Genomic DNA, 18,241 nt, shown 5'->3' with positions numbered 1-18,241 from the left:
GTCCCGAAGGCGCGGCCGAAGCCGGAGACGGCCGAAGAGGTCACCGACATCCTGCCGCCGCTCGACGAGCCCACCCGGGCCAAGCGCAAGAAGACCGGCGAAGACGGTGCCGCACCACCCAAATCGGTCGGCGCGGCCCCACTGTCGCGGCTGGCCGCCAGTAAACAACGTCGCAACAAGCGGCTGCGCGTCGTGGGCCGCAGCACCCTGGTGGTGTTCGCGGTGATCTGCCTGCTCACCACCGGCGGCGGTTGGAGCTATCTGCGTTCCACCGGCAACAGCTTCACCCAGATCTCGGCGATCGATGACAACACCGAAGACGTCGTCGACTCGAACGCGCAGCTCGGTGACGAGAACTACCTACTCGTCGGCACCGACACCCGCGCGGGCGTGAACAGTCAGGTGGGCGCGGGCACGCTCGATGATGCCGAGGGCTCCCGCGCGGACACCGTCATGCTGGTGAACATCCCCAAGAACCGGTCGCGCGTCGTCGTGGTGTCGTTCCCCCGCGACCTGGACGTGACCCGGCCGCAGTGCAACGGCTGGGACAACGACAAGGTCCAGTACACCAGCGAGGTCTTTCCGTCTGCGATCGGTGACAAGCTGAACGCGGTCTACGCGCTCGGCGGACCCAAGTGCCTGTTCACCACGATCCAGCGGATGACGGGTAGCGCGATCAATCACTTCATCGCGATCGACTTCGCGGGCTTCGAAGCCATGGTCGACACCATCGGCGGCGTCGAGGTGTGCGCGCCGAAGCCGATCAACGACGAGGTCCTCGGCACCGTGCTGGAGAACCCGGGCAAGCAGATGGTGACCGGGCAGACGGCATTGAACTACGTGCGGGCCAGGCACGTCTACGGCGAGGAACGCAGCGACTACGACCGGATCAATCGCCAGCAACGCTTCATGGCCTCGCTGTTGCGCGGTGCACTGTCGAGCAAGGTGCTCTTCGATCCGGGCAAGCTGAACAGCTTCATCCAGGCGTTCACCAAGCACACCTGGGTCGACAAGGTGCAGCCCGCGGATCTGCTCACGCTCGGCCGCTCGCTGCAGAAACTGGACGCGGGCACGGTCACCTTCCTGACCATTCCGACCGCGGGCACCACCTCGTACGGCAACGAGATCCCGCGCGAGCAGGACATCAAGGCGATCTTCAAGGCGATCCGCGACGACCAGCCGCTGCCCGGCGAGAAGAAGGTGACCCCCGCCCCGGGCTCGATCCCGACCCCGCCGCCGTCGCCGCCGAAGCTCACCGCGGTCGATCCGAGCACCGCCTCGCTGCTGGTGTCCAACGGCTCGGGCGTATCGGGCGCCGCGCAGCGGGCCGCGACGAAGCTCGGCAACCAGGGCTTCCAGATCTTCAACACCGGCAACTACTCCGGCGGTAGCGAACTCACCTCCAAGGTCCGCTTCGGCGCGGGGCAGGAGGCCGCGGCGGCCACGGTGGCCAGCACCATCCCCGGCGCGCTGCTGGAACCGGCGAGCGATCTCGGCGGCATCATCGAGGTGGTGATCGGCGGTGACTTCACCGGAACGGTCAAGGCGCCCACGCCGGTCGGCGACCCGATCCCGGACGTGACGGTCAGCACCGGACCTGCGACACCGGTCACGTTGCCCTCCGATCTGGAACACGTGAACGCCGCGGACGAGACGTGCAAGTAGCGGTTGTGCGCTACCTGCGGTAACACCGACACGGGCCATCGGCACCGGGCATTCACCCACCGTTCGTGACTTGGACAGCGCCGGGAACTAATGTCTGATTTCATGCGTGTCATCTACAACGAGCAAATGGCAGATCTCGCCCAGCTGCTGGGTGAGATGGCCGGTCTGGCCGGCTCGGCCATGGACCGGGCCACCCAGTCACTGCTCCAGGCCGACCTCGCTCTGGCAGAGCAGGTGATCACCGAGTCCGACCGGATCGCCGAGCTGATCCAGGACGCGGAGGAGCGCGCGTTCGCGCTGCTGGCCCTGCAAGCGCCCGTCGCGGGCGACCTGCGCCAAGTGGTGAGCGCCATCCAGATCGTGGCCGACGTCAACCGGATGGGCGCCCTGGCGCTGCACGTGGCGAAGGTGGCCCGGCGGCGGCACCCGAATCACGCACTGCCCGAGGCGGTCAACGGCTACTTCGCCGAAATGGGCCGCATCGCGGTCAATATGGGCGCGGGCGCCAAAGAGGTGCTGGAGACCCGCGATCCGGAGCGCGCCGCGCAGCTCAACGAGGACGACGAGGCGATGGACGATCTGCACCGTCACCTGTTCACGCTGCTGATGGACCGCGACTGGAAGTACGGTGTCGCCGCGGCCGTCGACGTCACCCTGCTCGGCCGCTACTACGAGCGCTTCGCCGACCACGCCGTCGAAATCGGCCGCCGCGTCATCTTCTTGGTCACCGGCGTCCTGCCCCCGGACCCCGACGCGGAAAGCTGAGCGAGCTGTTTGCCTGCCGCCGGCGGTGGCAGGCAGCTCGGCACTGCCGTATCGCGCTGCCAGTCTTGCTTTTACGTTGTCGATCAGTAAAAAATCGTCCTTACAGCCGAGCGCAGGACTTCGGCTGTACCTGCCGCTAGGGAGTTGCGGCACGAAGGGGACAGCACATGAAGGTCGACCCGGCAGAGTTGCGCGCGTTAGCCGCATCGATGGACAAGATCAGCGGCGAGATAGGCGGGCTGAAGGCCCTCGCCGCCGACACGTTGAGCACCGCACTGCCGGGCTCGACGATCACCAGCGCGCTCACCGGCGGCGCGCCGCAGATCGAGGCCGCCTGGCTGCGTATGGCGCAGCGCTGCAAGGCCGTATCCAATATCGCCAAGGGCGGCGCCGGTAACTACGAGGTCACCGACACCGACTTCCGGGACAAGCTCAACGCGGCGGGCAGCGCTCGATGAGGAGCGGTGACCAGAGCGTTCCGACGCTGAGCCAGGTGCAGACGGAATGGAAGCCGTGGCTGCTCAACGACGCCGGCGCCGAAATCCGTACTCGCAACGCCGAATTCGTCACCATGATCGACGGCACCGTCACCCAGATCCGGGAGGCCGGGTCGCACTGGAGCGGTGACGCGTACTACGCCGCGTACGACCGTGTCGCCGGCGACCGGGACAACGGGAACAAGGTCGCGCAGGAGACAGAGGCCTTGGCGCAGGCCCTGGTCGACGGCGGAACCACGCTGACCGGTTACCGGCAAGCGTTGCTGGACAAGGTCACCGAGGCCACCGCGGCCGGTTTCACCGTCTCCGAAGATTGGCAGGTCACCTCGTCCGGTGACAGTTCCGGCACTGACGACGAGACCCTGCAAACCCATCAGACCGCGATCACCACCGCGCTCAACGAGATGCTCGGCACCCAGGCCGGCATCACCACCGCGATCGAAACCGCCAGCGCCGCGGTGAAAACGCGCGGCGAACAGCTCGGCGACGGTGATCCGATCGACAACAGCGACTCGTTGCTCAGTGGGGCCCCGAAGTCGACGCTCACCCAGGAGCAGGTCGAGGACGATCCGACGACGGCAGAGGACGAGTCCCAGCCGGATACGCAGCCCGCGGGGACCAACCCGAGCAAGCTGACGGAGGTCTCCGAGAAGACGAACGAGGAGCCAAAAACCGCCGCGCCTGCGTCCGAGGAACCGAAGACCGAAGCGCCTGCGTCCGAGGAACCGAAGACCGAAGCGCCTGCATCCGAAGAGCCCAAAACCGAAGTGCCCGCGACGGATACCTCGACCAGCAAGCTCACCGACCTCAGCACCTGGAAGGTCTCCGACCTCACCTCGGTGGCCTCCGCGATCACCTCGGTCACCGGCAACATCCCCACCCTGCTCGAGTCGGTCGGCAAGCTCGACGACAATCTCGCCGACATCATCAAGGCGGGCGGCGAAGCGGGCACGAGCCTCGTCGAGGCGTCGACGACCGGGATCGAGAAGATCGTCGACGCGGTCGACAACAACGCCGCACCCGCGGACACTCCGCAGCAACCCGCGACCGAGGATCCGACGTACACCGACGAGAAGCCGACCGACCCGGCGAGTACCGCACCGGGAGGCAAGGAAGACGGCAAACAGCCGGACCCGAAGGCCGGCGACAACCCGGAAACCAAGCAGGAAGACAAGCCAAACGCCAAGCCCGCGGAACCCGGCACCACCGCGCCCGAGCCGGGCACCACGGCGCCGAAGGCGGACCCCGACGCGTCGAAAGCCGTCACCCAGCCGCAGAGTTCGCTGATGGACCCCGGCACCACGAGCCCCGCGTCCTACTCCGCGGCCCAGCACCCCAGCACCACCTCCCAAGGCAGCAGCCTCTTCGGCCTCCCCTCCCCCACCGGCCGCGACACCGACCAGGAACACCGGGCCAACAACTACGTCCCGCAATTCGTCCAGGACGAAGTTCCCGCACCGGCTGAATAGCGAAAAAGGCCCGTACCGGAAGGTGCGGGCCTTTCGTTTGATGCCGGGGTTATCCGAAGCGGCCGGAGATGTAGTCCTCCGTGGCCTTCTGGCCCGGGTTGGAGAAGATCTTCTCGGTGTCGTCGATCTCGATCAGGCGGCCGGGCTTGCCCTGCGCCTCCAGGTTGAAGAAGCCGGTCTGGTCACTCACGCGGGCGGCCTGCTGCATGTTGTGCGTGACGATGACGATGGTGAATTCCTTCTTCAGCTCGGTGATCAGGTCCTCGATCGCCAGCGTGGAGATCGGGTCCAGGGCCGAACAGGGCTCGTCCATCAGCAGCACGTCGGGCGAGACCGCGATCGCGCGGGCGATGCACAGTCGCTGCTGCTGACCACCGGAGAGACCGCCGCCCGGCTTGTCCAGCCGGTCCTTGACCTCGTTCCAGAGGTTCGCGCCGCGCAGCGAGCGCTCGGCGACCTCGTCGAGCTCCTTCTTGTTGCGCACGCCCTGCAGCTTCAGCCCGGCCACCACGTTGTCGCGAATCGACATGGTGGGGAACGGGTTCGGGCGCTGGAACACCATGCCGATGGTGCGGCGCACGCCGACCGGGTCGATCTGCGAGCCGTAGATGTCCTCGCCGTCCAGCAGCACCGCGCCTTCGACGCGCGCGTTGGGCGTCACCTCGTGCATGCGGTTGAGCGAACGCAGCACCGTGGACTTACCGCAACCCGACGGGCCGATGAAGGCGGTGACACTGCGCGGCAGCACGGTGAGGTCGACATCGGCGACCGCGTGGAACTTGCCGTAGAAGATATTCAGATCTTTGACGTCGATCCGCTTGGCCATCTCAGTTATCCGTTCGCTTCTATCGGTTCCGCGTGAGCAGCTTGTTGACGACCGCGGCCGCCGCGTACAGCAGCGCGATGAGCAGGATCAGCGTCAGCGCCGCGCCCCACACGCGCTCGCGCCCCGCCGCCTCCGGGTTCGACAGCTCCTGGTAGATGAGCAGCGGCAAGGAAGCCATGTTGCCGTCGAAGAGATTGGTGTTGATCGACTTGCTGTAGCCGACGAGCACGAGCACCGGCGCGGTCTCGCCCATCACGCGGGCGAGCGCGAGCAAGATGCCGCTGATCATGCCGGGCAGCGCGGTGGGAATCACGATCCGCACGATCGTCTTCCACTTCGGCACGCCCAGCGCGTACGAGGCTTCCCGTAGCTCGTCGGGCACCAGCTTCAGCATTTCCTCGGTGCTGCGCACCACCACCGGCAGCATCAGCAGCACCAGCGCCAGAGACACCGCGAAGGAACTCTGCGGTGCGCCGAAGGTGGCGATCCACAACGCGAAGATGAACAGCGCGGCCACGATGGACGGCACACCCGCGAGGATGTCGACCATGAACGTGGTGGTCTTCGCCAGCCAGCCGCGGCCGTACTCGACCAGGTAGACGGCGGCCATGATGCCGATCGGCACCGCGATCACCGCGGCGACCGCCGACTGCACGATGGTGCCGTAGATCGCGTGGTAGACACCGCCGCCGGTCTGCTCGGGCAGAATGCCCTTCTGCGACTTCTGCCACCAGTCGAGCGAGGCGATCGCGTCGAAGCCCTTGCTGACCACCATGATCAGCACCCAGGCCAGCGGCACCAGCGCGATGGCGAAGCACAGCCAGACCAGCACCGTGGCCATGTTGTTGCGCACCTTGCGCGACATGCTCACATCGCGGAAGGTCGGCGCCTTGATCGGCTTGTCGAGCGTGGTGGTCATCCGTTAACCCTTCCGCCTGCCGCGAGCCGCGCGAGCGCGTTCACGATGAAGGTCAGCGCGAACAGCACGAAGCCTGCCGCGATGTAGGCGCCGGTCGGCAACGGCGAGCTGAACTCCGACGCCGAGGCGGCGATCCGGGACGCGAAGGTGTAACCGCCGTCGAACAGCGACCAACTGCCGCCCTGCGTGGCGGTTTTCAAGACGACCAGCACCGCGATGGTCTCACCGAGCGCGCGGCCGAGACCGAGCATGGAGCCGGCGATCACACCGCTGCGGCCGTAGGGCAGCACGGTCATCCGCACCATCTCCCACTTGGTCGCACCGAGCGCGTGCGCGGCCTCGATATGCGCGGGCGGGGTGAGACTGAAGACCTCACGCGACACCGAAGTGATGATCGGCAGGATCATCACGGCGAGCACGACGCCCGCGGTGAAGATGGTGCCGCCACCGGAGATCGTCACGTTGCCGTCGCCGAACAGGAAGAACCAGCCCAGCTTGTCGTTCAGGAACTCCTGCACCGGCTTCAGCTGCGGCGCGAGCACCAGGAAACCCCACAGACCGAACACGATCGACGGCACGGCCGCGAGCAGATCGGTGAGCGTCGCGAACAGTCGCGCCAACGGCTTCGGCGCGTAGTGGGTCAGGAACAGTGCGATACCGACCCCGATCGGCACCGCGACGATGAGCGCGAACAGCGAGCTCAACACCGTGACCATGAACAGGTCCCGGATGCCGAACCGCAGGTGGTTGGCATCGGAGGTGTTGAACTCGGTACTGGTGAAGAAGTTCGCGTCGTTCGCCATGACCGAAGGCACCGCGCGGATCAGCAGGAATAGCGCGATCAGCGCGATGGCGGCGACGATGATTGCGCCCGATGCCGTGGCGAGAGACCGGAAGATGGTCTCGGCCCGATGGCTCTGGGCTGGTCGAACCCGCTTGGCTGGTTCGGTGCTCGGTTCACTCGGCATGGGGGCTTTGTCTCCGGCCGCCCGTGGGCCCGTCGAATCCGACGGGCCCGGGGCGGTCACCTCAGGGTGCACGGTCATGGCTGCAACTGTGCGATCAGGAGATGGCGTTGATCGCGGTGGTCAGACGCGTCTTGAACTTCTCGGGGATCGGGACGTAGCCCGCCTCGTCGAGACCCTTCTGACCGTTGCTGGTCGCCGAGGTCAGGAACGCCTTGACCGCCTTGGCGGTGTCGGCGTCCTTGTACTTCGAGCAGACGATTTCATAGGTGGGCAGGATGATCGGGTAGGCGCCCGCCTCGGTCGGCTTGTAGAACGAGCTGGTGTCGAGCACCAGGTCGTTGCCCTCGCCCTTGATCTTCGCGCTGTCGATGGCCTTGCCCGCCGAGGCCGTGTCCAGCTTCACCGGGGTCTTGGAGGCCGAGGTGACGATCTGCGCGATGGACAGGTTCTGCGCCTTCGCGAACGACCACTCGTTGTAGGTGATCGAGTTCTTGGTGGCCTTGATGGCGGCCGAGGTGCCCTCGTTACCCTTCGCGCCCTCGCCGACGCCGCCGGTGAACGCCTTGCCCGCGCCCTTGCCCCAGGCGCCGTCGGAGGCGGCGTCGAGGTAGAGCTGGAAGTTGTCGGTGGTGCCCGACTCGTCGGAACGGAAGATCACGGCGATCTTGTCGCTCGGCAGCTTCGCGTTCGGGTTGAGCGCCTTGATCTCGGGGGCGTCCCAGGTGGTGACCGCGCCGTTGAAGACCTTGGCGGCGGTCGGGCCGTCCAGCACGAGGTCGGTGACGCCGTCGATGTTGTAGGTCACGGCGATCGGGCCGAACACGGTCGGCAGGTTCCATGCGGGGGCGCCGCACCGCTCCTGCGCCTTCGTCGGCTCGTCCTTCTTGGCGCTCAGCGGGGAGTCGGAGCCACCGAAATCGGTCTGGCCGCCGATGAATTCGTTGACGCCCGCGCCGGAGCCGCTCGAGGTGTAGTTCAGGGTGTTGCCGTCGCAGTTGGCCTCGTAGGCGGCGATGAAGCGCTCCATGGCGTTCTTCTGCGCCGACGAACCGCTGGCCTTGAGCGCCTTCTTGCCGCCACAGGCGACATTGGAGTTGGCGGTGTCGCCATTGCTGCTCGACGTGTTGTCATCGCTGCCACATGCGGCGAGGCCCATGACACTGACCGCCAGCACACCAACGAGGGCGCTGCTGCGCTTGAGATTCACTATTCCTCCGGAAAGGCGTCCTACTCGTCCGGTCCCTCACCTGGCCCGGACGGGTGATGTGGGTGCTGTTCGCGGGGAACCTGCGCACCAGGCAGCCGTGGGCTGCCCACCAATCAACGTAAAGTCACGTGGTTGACAGTTGGACCGACCTGAGTGAACGGCGGGTGAACAGCCAAGCGCGATTGGGGCGTTATGTGTGACATTAGCCCCAGTTTTACTCGGACGCCGCCGACCCGCCTTCCGCTATTCAGCTGACGCGGCCGAATACGCCACGTCGACATGCGCGGGCGCGAACCCCAAACGCGTGTAGGTGTGCACAGCCGCGGTGTTGTCCGCCTCGGTGTAGAGCAACACCTCGGCAAGGCCGCGATCGCGCAGATGACGCAGCCCCGCCAGGGTCAGCAGCCGACCTAGTCCGCGGCCCTGCGCGGCCGGGTCGATACCGACCACGTACACCTCGCCCACCGGCGGGTTCTCGTCGTAATGCACCTTGGTCCAATGGAATCCGAGCACCTGCTCAGGCGTGGCCGGATCGGTGGCGAGGAACAGTCCGGCGGGGTCGAACCACGACTCGGCGCGGCGGGCGGCGATATCGCGTTCGGTCCAGCCGCCCTGCTCGGGATGCCAGGCGAACGCGGCGTTGTTCACCCGCAACAGTTCGGCGTCGTCGGCCGGGCCCGCGTAGGTCCGGATCGTCACGTCGGCACGCTCCGGCAACTCCGGTAGCTCCGGCGTTGCCAGGGCGCGACGCATCTGCCACAACTCGCGCGCGGTGGCGAGGCCGAGCCGGGCCGCGACGGCCTGCGCGGCGGGCCGGTCACCGTGCGCCCACACCCGCGTGCCCGCCCCGCCCTCGGCGAGCGCGGCCGCGACCAATTCGGCGCCGATGCCCTGGCCACGTGCCGCCGGATCGACCGCGACCTCGGCCATCGCCGGGTGCTCGCCATGCGCCGGAACGAGATTCGCGTAACCGGCGACCACGTCGTCACGGGTGGCGACCAGGTGCCGGGCGGGTACATCGTCGGCCGGGTGCAGCGACAGCACCGCCTGCTCGGACACGGGGGCAACCCCGTCGGCGGCGGTGGCCCGGTCGAGTAGTTGCCGGATCGCTGCGGCGGTGTCCGCGTCGACCTGTGCCGCCCACCGTGTTGACACGGCGCCGCTCGCCCGGTCCGCCTGCCGACGCTCGCTCACTCGGTCCCCATTTCCGCACTCGGACAACGTCATTGCCTACAGCTCAACACCGCGGACGCAGCGAACATTTCGCGACCGGACGCGCCCGGCGCCACGTGGCGGAACCGCGCCCGGGCCGACTGAACTCCACGCGAACGCATAATGACGCACCGGTGTTTCGAATCGGCTGTCCACCGACCTCACTGCACGGAGCCGTTGACCGGCGCCAGCGGTGCGTCGTCGGTGCCCTCGGCGTCGTCCTCCGGTAGCGGCGCGGACTCCCCCTTGCTCGCGGACCGGGACGGACGCACCGCCTTGTAGCCGACGTTGCGCACGGTGCCGATGAGCGACTCGTACTCGCTGCCGAGCTTGGCGCGCAGGCGGCGCACGTGCACGTCGACGGTCCTGGTGCCACCGAAGAAGTCGTAGCCCCAGACCTCCTGCAGCAGCTGTGCCCTGGTGAACACCCGGCCGGCGTGCTGCGCGAGGTACTTCAGCAGCTCGAATTCCTTGTAGGTCAGGTCGAGCGGGCGACCGCGCAGCCGCGCGGTGTAGGTGCCCTCGTCGATCACCAGTTCGCCCAGGGTGATCTTGCCGGTGTTCTCCGGGCTCGCCACGCCGCCGTTGCGCCCGACGAGCAGGCGCAGCCTGGCATCGAGTTCGGCCGGGCCGGTGCCGGGCAGCAGGATGTCGTCCAGGCCCCAGTCCGCGTTCACCGCGACCAGGCCGCCCTCGGTGAGCACCGCGACGACCGGAACAGAGGACCCCGTGCTGCCGAGCAGCCGGCACAGCCCGCGGGCAGCCGCCAGATCGGTGCGGGCGTCGACCAGTGCGACATCCGCGGTACCCGCTTCGAGTAGGGAGGACACCTCGGTGGGTGCGGGGCGCACGTTGTGCGCCAGCAACGCCAGCGAAGGCAACACCGACTCGGGATCGGGGTCGGAGGTCAGCAGGAGCAGCTCCACAAGCTCTCCTCCCATCTCATAGCTCCGAGGACTACAGCCGCATTGCCGGGGCCACGTCGCTTATCACAGGTAATCGGATGCAAGATTAGCGTGTGAACCCCGATGACCTCGCCATCCGGGTTGCCGACGCACCCTGGCGGATATGTCTGATACCGGAAATGCACCGTCGGACCGGCCCCCGTTAAGGTTCACCAATGCGCAAGCTCATCATCGGGCTGCTGATTCTCGCGGGACTGGCAGTGGTCACTGATTTCAGCATCGCGGCCTATTCGGAGTATCGGGTCTCGCGCGCGCTGCGCCAGGGCGCCGACCTCGCCGCCGAGCCCTCGGTGGCCATCAGCGGCGTCTCCTTCCTCGCTCAGGCGGTCAACGGCCGCTACGACAACGTCGTGATCAGGGCCAGCGGCAAGCGGCCCGACATTCGCGGGGAGTTCGAGATGGAGGCGACGCTGACCGGCATGCGCATCCCGCTGCGCGACCTGGTCGACGGCAGCCTGCGCAACGTGCCGGTCGAGCGAGTGGACAGTTCGCTGCGGATCGGACCGACCGAGCTCGGCCAGCTGTTCGGCATTCCCGACCTGCAGGTGAAAGGGCCGCCCGCGGACAAATCCGACGGCACCGGCGGGTCCGGTGGCACCGGAATGACCGCGACCGACGGTGTGCTTTGCCTCACAGGCACTTTGCCCGAATCGTCCGGTGCGCAATTCGGCGGCGAGAACGTCGCGGTGCGCGCCGAATTGGCGCTCGACGGCGGTCAGGTGCGGGTCACCGCGACCGGTTCGTGCAAAGACACCAACACCTCGACCATCCCGGTGGCGATGCTGCCGGAGGCCGATCGACCGGCGGTGCTCGCGCGCTTCACCCGTACTATCGACTTCAAGGAATTGCCGTTCGGTGTCCAGCCCGCGAAAGTCCGTGCGGACGGCGGCTGGATCGTCGTCCAGGGCAAGGGCGTGAACGTCACGATCGACCTCGACCGATTGCAGCGACCATGATCGAAATCACAATTCTGGCAGTGATGTTGCTCGCCGCATTGGCGGTGGGCCTGATGCTGCGCCGGCGTGACGGCAAGGTCCGCGCATTCGCGACCGGCAAGCGCTCCGACATCGAAACCGACTCCGCGCGTGCCGATCTGCTCGCGTCCGTCGGCGTGACCGGTACCGGCCCGGCCGTGCTGCATTTCTCCGCCGACTGGTGCGGGCCCTGCGCCGCGGTGCGCCGGGTCGTCGCCGATGTGACCGGGCAGCTGGCCGAATCGCCGCAGCCGCCGCTGGACATCGAGATCGACATCGACGCCGAGCCGGTGCTCGCCAAGGAACTGAACGTGCTCTCGCTGCCGACCACGTTCGTCTTCGATAGTGAAGGGCGCGAACGTTTTCGGATCTCCGGCGTGCCGAAGGTGACCGATCTGCGCTCCGCGCTCGAGCCCCTCACCGTCGCCGCCTGAGCCGGCTGCGTAGGTGGCTTGACAGGTTTCCCGGACCCCTGTGACGAACCCGGGGTCCAATTCTCCCGCCCAATTGGGTAAACTGCTTTCGTGCTTTCCAACCACGAGCTGATGCTCACCCGACGCCGCACGGTTGATCTGTGCCGCCTCGGTGGTTGTTGCTGCCTGTGCCGCTGAGCGGTCGGCTTTTCCAGATTTCCTGACGCCGACCTTGGTCCGCCGCGCGAGTGATCTCTCGATCCCCCGGCGAACTGGCCATTTTCCAGCCATCAGTCGCATCCAGCGCAGGAGTACGCACAATGTCCATCGAAATTCGTAATACTTCGCAGAATCAGGCTATTCCGCAGGGACAGGTAGATGTTCGCGGCCCGCGTTTCGCCGCCTGGATCACCACCGCCGTCCTGGTGCTGGTGTTGATCGCCGCCGTCTTCTCCCCCATCGCGGCCGCGGTGCTGATCGCCATTCAGGCGGTCGTCTTCGCGATCGGCGCCGCCTACGGTCCGCGCAAGCACCCGTACGGCCGTATCTACGCGAAATTCGTCGCGCCGCGCCGGGCCCCGACCACCGAAACCGAGCCGGTGCCGCCGCTGAAATTCGCGCAGCTGCTCGGCCTGGTGTTCGCGGCCGTCAGCCTGCTGGGCTTCGCGCTCGGCTCCACAATCGTCGGCGCGGTGTTCGCCGGCTTCGCCCTGTTCGCGGCGTTCCTGAACGCGGCGTTCGGGATCTGCCTGGGTTGCCAGATCTACCCGCTGGTCGCCCGTTTCCGCCGGATAGCTGCACCAACTGGCGGTGGTCCGGGGTCCCCGGCACCGAACTGACCCTGCAAGTCATCTCTGAAAGGAACAACATGGCTCGCTCCGATGTCCTGGTCTCCGTGGACTGGGCCGAAGAGAACCTCAACGCCCCCGGCGTCGTCTTCGTCGAGGTCGACGAGGACACCTCCGCCTACGACGGTGGCCACATCGAGGGTGCTGTCCGGCTCGACTGGAAGAAGGACCTGCAGGATCAGGTTCGTCGTGACTTCGTGAACCAGGAGCAGTTCTCCGATCTGCTCTCGGCGCGCGGCATCTCGAACGACGACGAAGTAGTCCTGTACGGCGGCAACAACAACTGGTTCGCCGCGTACGCCTACTGGTACTTCAAGCTGTACGGCCACAACAACGTCAAGCTGCTCGACGGTGGTCGTAAGAAGTGGGAGCTCGACGGCCGCCCGCTGTCCACCGCCGGCGTCAACCGTCCGGCCACCCAGTACAAGGCCGCCGCCCCCGACGTCTCGATCCGCGCCTTCCGGGACGAGGTCATCGCGGCCATCGGCACCAAGAACCTGGTCGACGTCCGCTCGCCCGACGAGTTCTCCGGCAAGATCCTGGCCCCCGCGCACCTGCCGCAGGAACAGAGCCAGCGTCCCGGCCACATCCCCGGCGCCATCAACGTGCCGTGGAGCAAGGCCGCGAACGAGGACGGCACCTTCAAGTCCGACGCCGAGCTCGCCGAGATCTACAAGGAAGCCGGCCTCGACGGCGAGAAGGACACCATCGCCTACTGCCGCATCGGCGAGCGTTCCTCGCACACCTGGTTCGTGCTGCAGGAGCTGCTCGGCCACAGCAATGTCAAGAACTACGACGGGAGCTGGACCGAATACGGCTCCCTCGTCGGTGCACCGATCGAATTGGGAGCGTAATCATGTGTGCAGCACCTACCCAGGGTCAGGCCATCCCCGCCGGTGTCGACGTGGAGAAGGAAACGGTCATCACCGGCCGCGTCCTGAGCACCGACGGCCAGCCGGTGGGCGGCGCGTTCGTGCGCCTGCTCGACGGCAACGGTGATTTCACCGCCGAGGTCGTCGCCTCCGGCACCGGCGACTTCCGCTTCTTCGCGGCGCCCGGTGCGTGGACCGTGCGGGCGCTCTCCTCGGCCGGTAACGGCTCCGCGGAGATCCGTCCCGACGGCGCCGGAATCCACCCGGTGGACGTCGCGGTCGCCAAGTAAGAAACCGTACGCAGCAAACGGCCCCGGTGCTTGCCCTCACTATGAGGAGAACCACCGGGGCCGTTTGTGTACGCGGCCGCGGGAGTCGTTAGACTCCAAATGTGGTCCTCTTCTTCGAGATTCTGCTGGTGGCTGTCGCCGTCCTCATCGGATGGTTCGGCCTCTACGTCTTCTACCGGCTGTTCACCGAATCATGAGTGAACTCGCGAGCGAGGGTTCCAGTCCAGCCGAGCGAGCGAGTGAACAACTGAACGGCAACGGTTCGGCGGATCCGGCTCCCCGCCGCAGCGGCGACGCAGCCGTGTCCGAGGCTGCCGAGCGCGCCAAGTCCACCGGTGCGCGCAACATCCCCGGCCTGCCCGACCTGCCACTACCCGAGGACACCGCGAACCTGCGCCTCGGCCCCGACCTGAGTTCCTCCATGCTCGCGCTGCTGCCCATGGTCGGCGTGTGGCGCGGTGAGGGCGAAGGCAACCACCCCGAGCGTGGCGACTACCGCTTCGGCCAGCAGATCATCGTCTCTCACGACGGCGGCGACTACCTGGCCTGGGATTCCCGCTCCTGGGTGATCAACGCCGACGGCAGCTACGGCGGCCCCGACCTGCGCGAGAGCGGTTTCTGGCGAGTCGGCATCGACGGCAACGACGAGGTCATCGAACTGCTGCTGACCCACAGCACCGGCATCGTCGAACTCTTCTACGGCGAAGCCCTCACCCAATCCTCCTGGGAACTGGCCACCGACGTAGTCATCCGCAGCCAATCCGGCATCGTCGTCGGCGGCGCCAAACGCCTCTACGGCATCGTCGAAGGCGGCGACCTCGCCTACGTCGAGGAGCGCGTCGTAGCCGACGGCCCCCTCGAACCGCGACTCTCCGCCCGCCTCCAGCGCTACATCGGCTAGATCGGTTTCCTTCACCGGGTACTGGTGGTGGAGCCTTCTCGCACGATGCCGCCATGATTACCTGGTGACCACTTGACCAGTACGACAGTGGCGTGTCGACGCAGACGCGTCCTGTTTACGCGTCGGCACTCCCCGCCTTCACAGACCATCCACACTGTTCACAGGCTCTACAGGCCCTGTGAACCGTACGCATCCTCTGTGGACCTCAACCTCAGCCTGCCGCCGCACCGCTCGCAGACCTCGCCGCCGGTGCAGAGCCGCGCCGAAGCTGGTGCGCGCAGCGCGCGACAGCGTCCGCAGGATGCGGTAGCCGTCCGCAGGATGCGGTAGCCGCCTGCACCCGATGCGGGCCTCCGCCCGGGCCCGGCGCACGGGTCCTCGCCGCACGCGTGGGCTCGCCGCAGGCCCGGTACCGCGACAACAGGCGCAGCAACAAGCCCACGACACCCGCCCCACAAACCACAGCACCCCCAAACAGGAACGACCCCCGAGCCATATCGCGGGTGTAAACACCTGCGCGATCCCGATCGGACAAGACCGGGGGCTCGGGGGCCGGGTGGCTGCCTGGTATTCGCTCAGCGCTCGCGCGAACGGAGACCGTTGCAGCGGTGGCGCTAGCGGACAGCCACCTCACGAGTCCTATGAACATACATTCTTCGAACCACCTCCTTCCTTGTGTAAGAACGAATTTAGCGAGGAGTCAGCGGGTCGGCAACGGATTTTCGCGGTGGGCGGAAACGGCGCTCGGCTGCTCCAAAAAATGCACCTTCACCTGGCCCGATGCGTCCACGCGGACGATCACGTCAGCACGATGGTCCATCGGTAGCTGATGTGTGACGACGACCACAATTCGGTCGGGTGCGACGAGCCTGCTCTCGGCGTCGAGCAGGTCGCGCAGCAATTGCGCCCCCGCATCGGCTTCCAGGTGCTCGGTGGGTTCGTCGAGCAGCAGCACGCGCGCCGGCGACACGAGTGCCCGGGCGAGCAGAATTCGACGACGCTGCCCACCGGACACCGCGGCCGCACCACCGATCAGATCCGTGTGCACACCGTCCGCCAACCCGTCCAGCCATTCACCGAGACCCACTGTGCGCAAAGCTTTCTCAGCATCCGCCACACTGAGATCACCGCAACCGACCCGCAGATTCTCCAACACCGATGTACCGAACAGATGCGCGTCCTCCGCGAAGAACGTGACACCGGGACGCGGAGTATCGAACAACCCAGCCCACCGCATGAGCAACGTCGTCTTACCAGATCCACTGGGGCCCACCACCGCAATCCGGCGCCCCACCGGGATGTCCGAAATAGACTGCCCCGAAACACTATCCGCCAACGCGCAGGGCCCTACCGGGACCGCGCCGCTGCCCGATCCGCCATCGCCGGACCTTGCATGCGGGACATCCTGGCCGCCAACCTGTTCACCATCTCGCCCGGCTGATCTACCGCGACTCGCTTGGTCGGATCCTGCCCACGGGACGTGTTGGCTGCCAACCTGCTCGGCTTCTCGAACAGCGGAACCTCGACGGTTGACCTGCATTTCGTCGAGTTGGGTCAGGCGATGCAGGGCTGCACGGGCGGTGGTGAGGGACTGGGCTGCAGCGGGGAGCGGGCCGACGGCTTCGAACGCCGACAGCGGAAGCAGCACCAAGATGGTGAGCGCCATTGGCGTCATGGCGCCCGGAGCGCCGCCGGAAGGTCCGTAGAGGGTGACGCCGATCAGCAAGGCGCCCAGCACACTTGCACCGATGGCGAGCGGTGTGGCTGCGGCGGACCAGGCGCTGCGTGCTGCGGCCTTGTCCTCCGCGGCGACCGCGCGCTGCGCGGCTTCGGCAGCGGCCGCGAGCGCGGCGTCGAGGCGGCCCGCCACCCGCAGTTCGGCCGCGTGATCGAGCAAAGTCAATGACTGGGCGGTGAACTCGGCCCGGTCCGCGCGCACCGCGCGTTCCGCATCACGTGCGGCTCGAGCCGACAACCAGGGTGCCACCAGCCCGGAAAGCACCAGCGCCCCAGCCAGAATCGCCGCAGCCGCCACCGAGATCGTGGCAAGCAGCCCGATCGCGACGGCCGAAAGGACCACGGCCACCGCGACGGGCACGAACACCCGCACCACGACCGCGCCGAGGTCATCGATATCGCTGCCCGTCCGAACGAGCAGATCACCGCGCCGCAACGCCGCGGCGCTCGCTCCTTGCGCCGCCGCGTCTTTCGAGCGCGTCGGGCGGTACAACCAGAAGTCCGAGCGGGCCAGCGTGCGATACACCGTGGTGCGCGCCGTCGTCATCGCCCGCAACGCCACATCGTGGGTCGCCAACCGCTCCAGATACCGGCACAGCCCCCGCGAAATGCCGAGCGCCCGTACGGTGACCACCGCGATACTCAAATCCAGCACCGGCGGCATCTGCCATGCCCGCGCGATCAACCAGGCCGCCAGTGCCGCCAGCCCGAGCCCACTCCCGAGCGCCAGCACGCCCCACCCCACCGCAACCACCACCCGCCACCGGGACAACCCCAGCAGCGCCCACATCCGCCGCAAATCCCCCACCAGCCCGCTCATCCCGCCACTTCCCCCGGGCCGCCCGCGAACCCCCTTGGGCGCCAGCGGTTCACGCTCCCCGCCACTAGCACACCGCATCACTTCGCTGCTCATCCCCGCACCTCCGTCAGGGCGTTGGTGGAGGCGCGGACTTGAACGACGTGGTCGGCGGCGGCGAGGACGGTGGGGCGGTGGCCGATGAGGATGACGGTAGTGCCGGCGCCGGCTCGGTGGCGTAGCGCGGCGAGGACGGCGGCTTCGCTGTCGGTGTCGAGGTGGGCGGTGGGTTCGTCGAGGAGCAGGATCGGGCGATCGGCGGCGAGCACTCGGGTGAGGGCGAGACGTTGGCGTTGGCCGAGGGAGAGACCGACGCCACCGAACCCGACGACGGTGGCCCAGCGGTCGGGTAATTCGTCCAGTACCGCGTCGAAACCGGTGGCGACACAGGCAGCTTCGAGATCGTCCACGACCCGTGCGGCCCCGTGCGCCGCGGACGTTTCCGCTTGCGCGCCGAACAACTCGAGGTTCTCCCGCAGTGTGCCCGGCACCAGCACGGGCCGCTGCGGCAGCCAGGCCACCCGCGCCCACCACGCCGCCGAATCCAACTCCCGCACATCGACCCCGTCAACCGTCACCGCCCCGCGATCAGGCTCGATCAACCCCAGAATCGCCTGCACCGCCGTAGATTTACCGCTCCCGTTAGCACCGGCGAGTACGGTCACCTCCCCCGGCCGACACACCGCCGACAACCCCTCGGGAGCGAAACCCCCGCGCGCCCCGACGGACAACCCCCGCACCTCGACCACTCCGTCAAACCCCGCCACCCGTCCGGTGACTTGACCCACCACCCCGACTCCGTCCACCTCGGAACGCCCCGAGGGATCCAAGCCACCTGCCGCCGCATCAGCTCCATC

At 67.3% G+C, this 18,241-nt stretch carries 18 protein-coding genes; 10 read left to right on the top strand and 8 right to left on the bottom strand.

The window, feature by feature from the left end; genetic code table 11:
* The 4 genes from NBRGI_RS32845 to NBRGI_RS32830 all read left to right on the top strand — a co-directional run.
* The coding region (locus tag NBRGI_RS32845) for an LCP family protein (protein ID WP_029901067.1) at positions 1–1,665 on the top strand (1,665 nt) is incomplete at its 5' end.
* Between the two features lie 102 nt (positions 1,666–1,767).
* Positions 1,768–2,430, top strand: a complete 663-nt coding sequence (gene phoU / locus NBRGI_RS32840; RefSeq protein ID WP_029901066.1) for a phosphate signaling complex protein PhoU — start codon at positions 1,768–1,770, stop codon at positions 2,428–2,430.
* 167 nt (positions 2,431–2,597) lie between these two features.
* Positions 2,598–2,888: a hypothetical protein gene (locus NBRGI_RS44505; RefSeq protein WP_148311036.1), complete on the top strand. Its 291-nt coding sequence runs from the start codon at positions 2,598–2,600 to the stop codon at positions 2,886–2,888.
* On the top strand, positions 2,885–4,396 hold the full coding sequence (locus NBRGI_RS32830; RefSeq protein WP_148311035.1) for a hypothetical protein: 1,512 nt from the start codon (positions 2,885–2,887) through the stop codon (positions 4,394–4,396). The genes NBRGI_RS44505 and NBRGI_RS32830 overlap by 4 nt, the downstream gene beginning before the upstream one ends.
* A gap of 49 nt (positions 4,397–4,445) precedes the next feature.
* On the opposite strand, the gene pstB is transcribed toward NBRGI_RS32830, so the two are convergent.
* The 6 genes from pstB to NBRGI_RS32800 all read right to left on the bottom strand — a co-directional run bounded on the left by pstB (position 4,446) and on the right by NBRGI_RS32800 (position 10,454).
* On the bottom strand, positions 4,446–5,222 hold the full coding sequence (gene pstB, locus NBRGI_RS32825; protein WP_014981496.1) for a phosphate ABC transporter ATP-binding protein PstB: 777 nt from the start codon (positions 5,220–5,222) through the stop codon (positions 4,446–4,448).
* Between the two features lie 19 nt (positions 5,223–5,241).
* Positions 5,242–6,141 (bottom strand): phosphate ABC transporter permease PstA, encoded by a 900-nt coding sequence (gene pstA, locus NBRGI_RS32820; protein WP_029901064.1) that lies wholly within the window; start codon positions 6,139–6,141, stop codon positions 5,242–5,244.
* Entirely contained in the window at positions 6,138–7,109 is a 972-nt protein-coding gene (gene pstC / locus NBRGI_RS32815; protein WP_029901063.1) for a phosphate ABC transporter permease subunit PstC, read from the bottom strand. Before pstC ends, pstA begins: the two co-directional genes overlap by 4 nt.
* 94 nt (positions 7,110–7,203) lie before the next feature.
* Positions 7,204–8,316, bottom strand: a complete 1,113-nt coding sequence (gene pstS, locus NBRGI_RS32810) for a phosphate ABC transporter substrate-binding protein PstS (RefSeq protein ID WP_029901062.1) — start codon at positions 8,314–8,316, stop codon at positions 7,204–7,206.
* Between the two features lie 243 nt (positions 8,317–8,559).
* Positions 8,560–9,510 (bottom strand): mycothiol synthase, encoded by a 951-nt coding sequence (gene mshD / locus NBRGI_RS32805; protein ID WP_195087389.1) that lies wholly within the window; start codon positions 9,508–9,510, stop codon positions 8,560–8,562.
* A gap of 179 nt (positions 9,511–9,689) precedes the next feature.
* On the bottom strand, positions 9,690–10,454 hold the full coding sequence (locus tag NBRGI_RS32800; RefSeq protein WP_029901060.1) for a winged helix-turn-helix transcriptional regulator: 765 nt from the start codon (positions 10,452–10,454) through the stop codon (positions 9,690–9,692).
* Positions 10,455–10,648: 194 nt separating this feature from the next.
* Here NBRGI_RS32800 and NBRGI_RS32795 point away from each other — a divergent pair, with 194 nt between their 5' ends.
* The 6 genes from NBRGI_RS32795 to NBRGI_RS32765 all read left to right on the top strand — a co-directional run bounded on the left by NBRGI_RS32795 (position 10,649) and on the right by NBRGI_RS32765 (position 14,791).
* Positions 10,649–11,449: an LmeA family phospholipid-binding protein gene (locus NBRGI_RS32795; RefSeq protein ID WP_029901059.1), complete on the top strand. Its 801-nt coding sequence runs from the start codon at positions 10,649–10,651 to the stop codon at positions 11,447–11,449.
* A complete protein-coding gene (locus NBRGI_RS32790) occupies positions 11,446–11,901 on the top strand; it encodes a thioredoxin family protein (protein WP_029901058.1) in 456 nt (151 codons plus the stop codon). Before NBRGI_RS32795 ends, NBRGI_RS32790 begins: the two co-directional genes overlap by 4 nt.
* Before the next feature lie 299 nt (positions 11,902–12,200).
* The gene (locus tag NBRGI_RS32785; RefSeq protein ID WP_029901057.1) at positions 12,201–12,719 is read left to right on the top strand and encodes a DUF4395 domain-containing protein; all 519 of its coding nucleotides are present in this window, start codon (positions 12,201–12,203) and stop codon (positions 12,717–12,719) included.
* Between the two features lie 29 nt (positions 12,720–12,748).
* Positions 12,749–13,582, top strand: coding sequence for a sulfurtransferase (locus tag NBRGI_RS32780; RefSeq protein ID WP_029901056.1), 834 nt, complete (start codon positions 12,749–12,751; stop codon positions 13,580–13,582).
* Between the two features lie 2 nt (positions 13,583–13,584).
* Positions 13,585–13,890: a DUF1416 domain-containing protein gene (locus NBRGI_RS32775; RefSeq protein WP_014981486.1), complete on the top strand. Its 306-nt coding sequence runs from the start codon at positions 13,585–13,587 to the stop codon at positions 13,888–13,890.
* A 193-nt stretch (positions 13,891–14,083) separates the two neighbouring features.
* Entirely contained in the window at positions 14,084–14,791 is a 708-nt protein-coding gene (locus NBRGI_RS32765; RefSeq protein ID WP_014981484.1) for an FABP family protein, read from the top strand.
* A 700-nt stretch (positions 14,792–15,491) separates the two neighbouring features.
* On the opposite strand, the gene cydC is transcribed toward NBRGI_RS32765, so the two are convergent.
* Entirely contained in the window at positions 15,492–17,348 is a 1,857-nt protein-coding gene (cydC, locus tag NBRGI_RS46815; protein ID WP_029901055.1) for a thiol reductant ABC exporter subunit CydC, read from the bottom strand.
* 89 nt (positions 17,349–17,437) lie between these two features.
* On the bottom strand, positions 17,438–18,241 hold an 804-nt coding region (locus NBRGI_RS32755), incomplete at its 5' end, for an ATP-binding cassette domain-containing protein (protein WP_148311034.1).

It is taken from the genome of Nocardia brasiliensis IFM 10847 (assembly GCF_000710915.1).
Taxonomy (GTDB): domain Bacteria; phylum Actinomycetota; class Actinomycetes; order Mycobacteriales; family Mycobacteriaceae; genus Nocardia; species Nocardia brasiliensis_A.
This window is presented reverse-complemented; position numbering and strand designations above follow the sequence as displayed.

Coding starts and splice junctions, on each gene's coding strand:
- pstA (WP_029901064.1), bottom strand. CDS start 6,141: ATGACCACCACGCTCGACAAGCCGATCAAGGCGCCGACCTTCCGCGAT.
- phoU (WP_029901066.1), top strand. CDS start 1,768: ATGCGTGTCATCTACAACGAGCAAATGGCAGATCTCGCCCAGCTGCTG.
- pstC (WP_029901063.1), bottom strand. CDS start 7,109: ATGCCGAGTGAACCGAGCACCGAACCAGCCAAGCGGGTTCGACCAGCC.
- NBRGI_RS44505 (WP_148311036.1), top strand. CDS start 2,598: ATGAAGGTCGACCCGGCAGAGTTGCGCGCGTTAGCCGCATCGATGGAC.
- NBRGI_RS32785 (WP_029901057.1), top strand. CDS start 12,201: ATGTCCATCGAAATTCGTAATACTTCGCAGAATCAGGCTATTCCGCAG.
- NBRGI_RS32795 (WP_029901059.1), top strand. CDS start 10,649: ATGCGCAAGCTCATCATCGGGCTGCTGATTCTCGCGGGACTGGCAGTG.
- NBRGI_RS32765 (WP_014981484.1), top strand. CDS start 14,084: ATGAGTGAACTCGCGAGCGAGGGTTCCAGTCCAGCCGAGCGAGCGAGT.
- NBRGI_RS32790 (WP_029901058.1), top strand. CDS start 11,446: ATGATCGAAATCACAATTCTGGCAGTGATGTTGCTCGCCGCATTGGCG.
- cydC (WP_029901055.1), bottom strand. CDS start 17,348: ATGAGCGGGCTGGTGGGGGATTTGCGGCGGATGTGGGCGCTGCTGGGG.
- NBRGI_RS32780 (WP_029901056.1), top strand. CDS start 12,749: ATGGCTCGCTCCGATGTCCTGGTCTCCGTGGACTGGGCCGAAGAGAAC.
- pstB (WP_014981496.1), bottom strand. CDS start 5,222: ATGGCCAAGCGGATCGACGTCAAAGATCTGAATATCTTCTACGGCAAG.
- NBRGI_RS32775 (WP_014981486.1), top strand. CDS start 13,585: ATGTGTGCAGCACCTACCCAGGGTCAGGCCATCCCCGCCGGTGTCGAC.
- NBRGI_RS32830 (WP_148311035.1), top strand. CDS start 2,885: ATGAGGAGCGGTGACCAGAGCGTTCCGACGCTGAGCCAGGTGCAGACG.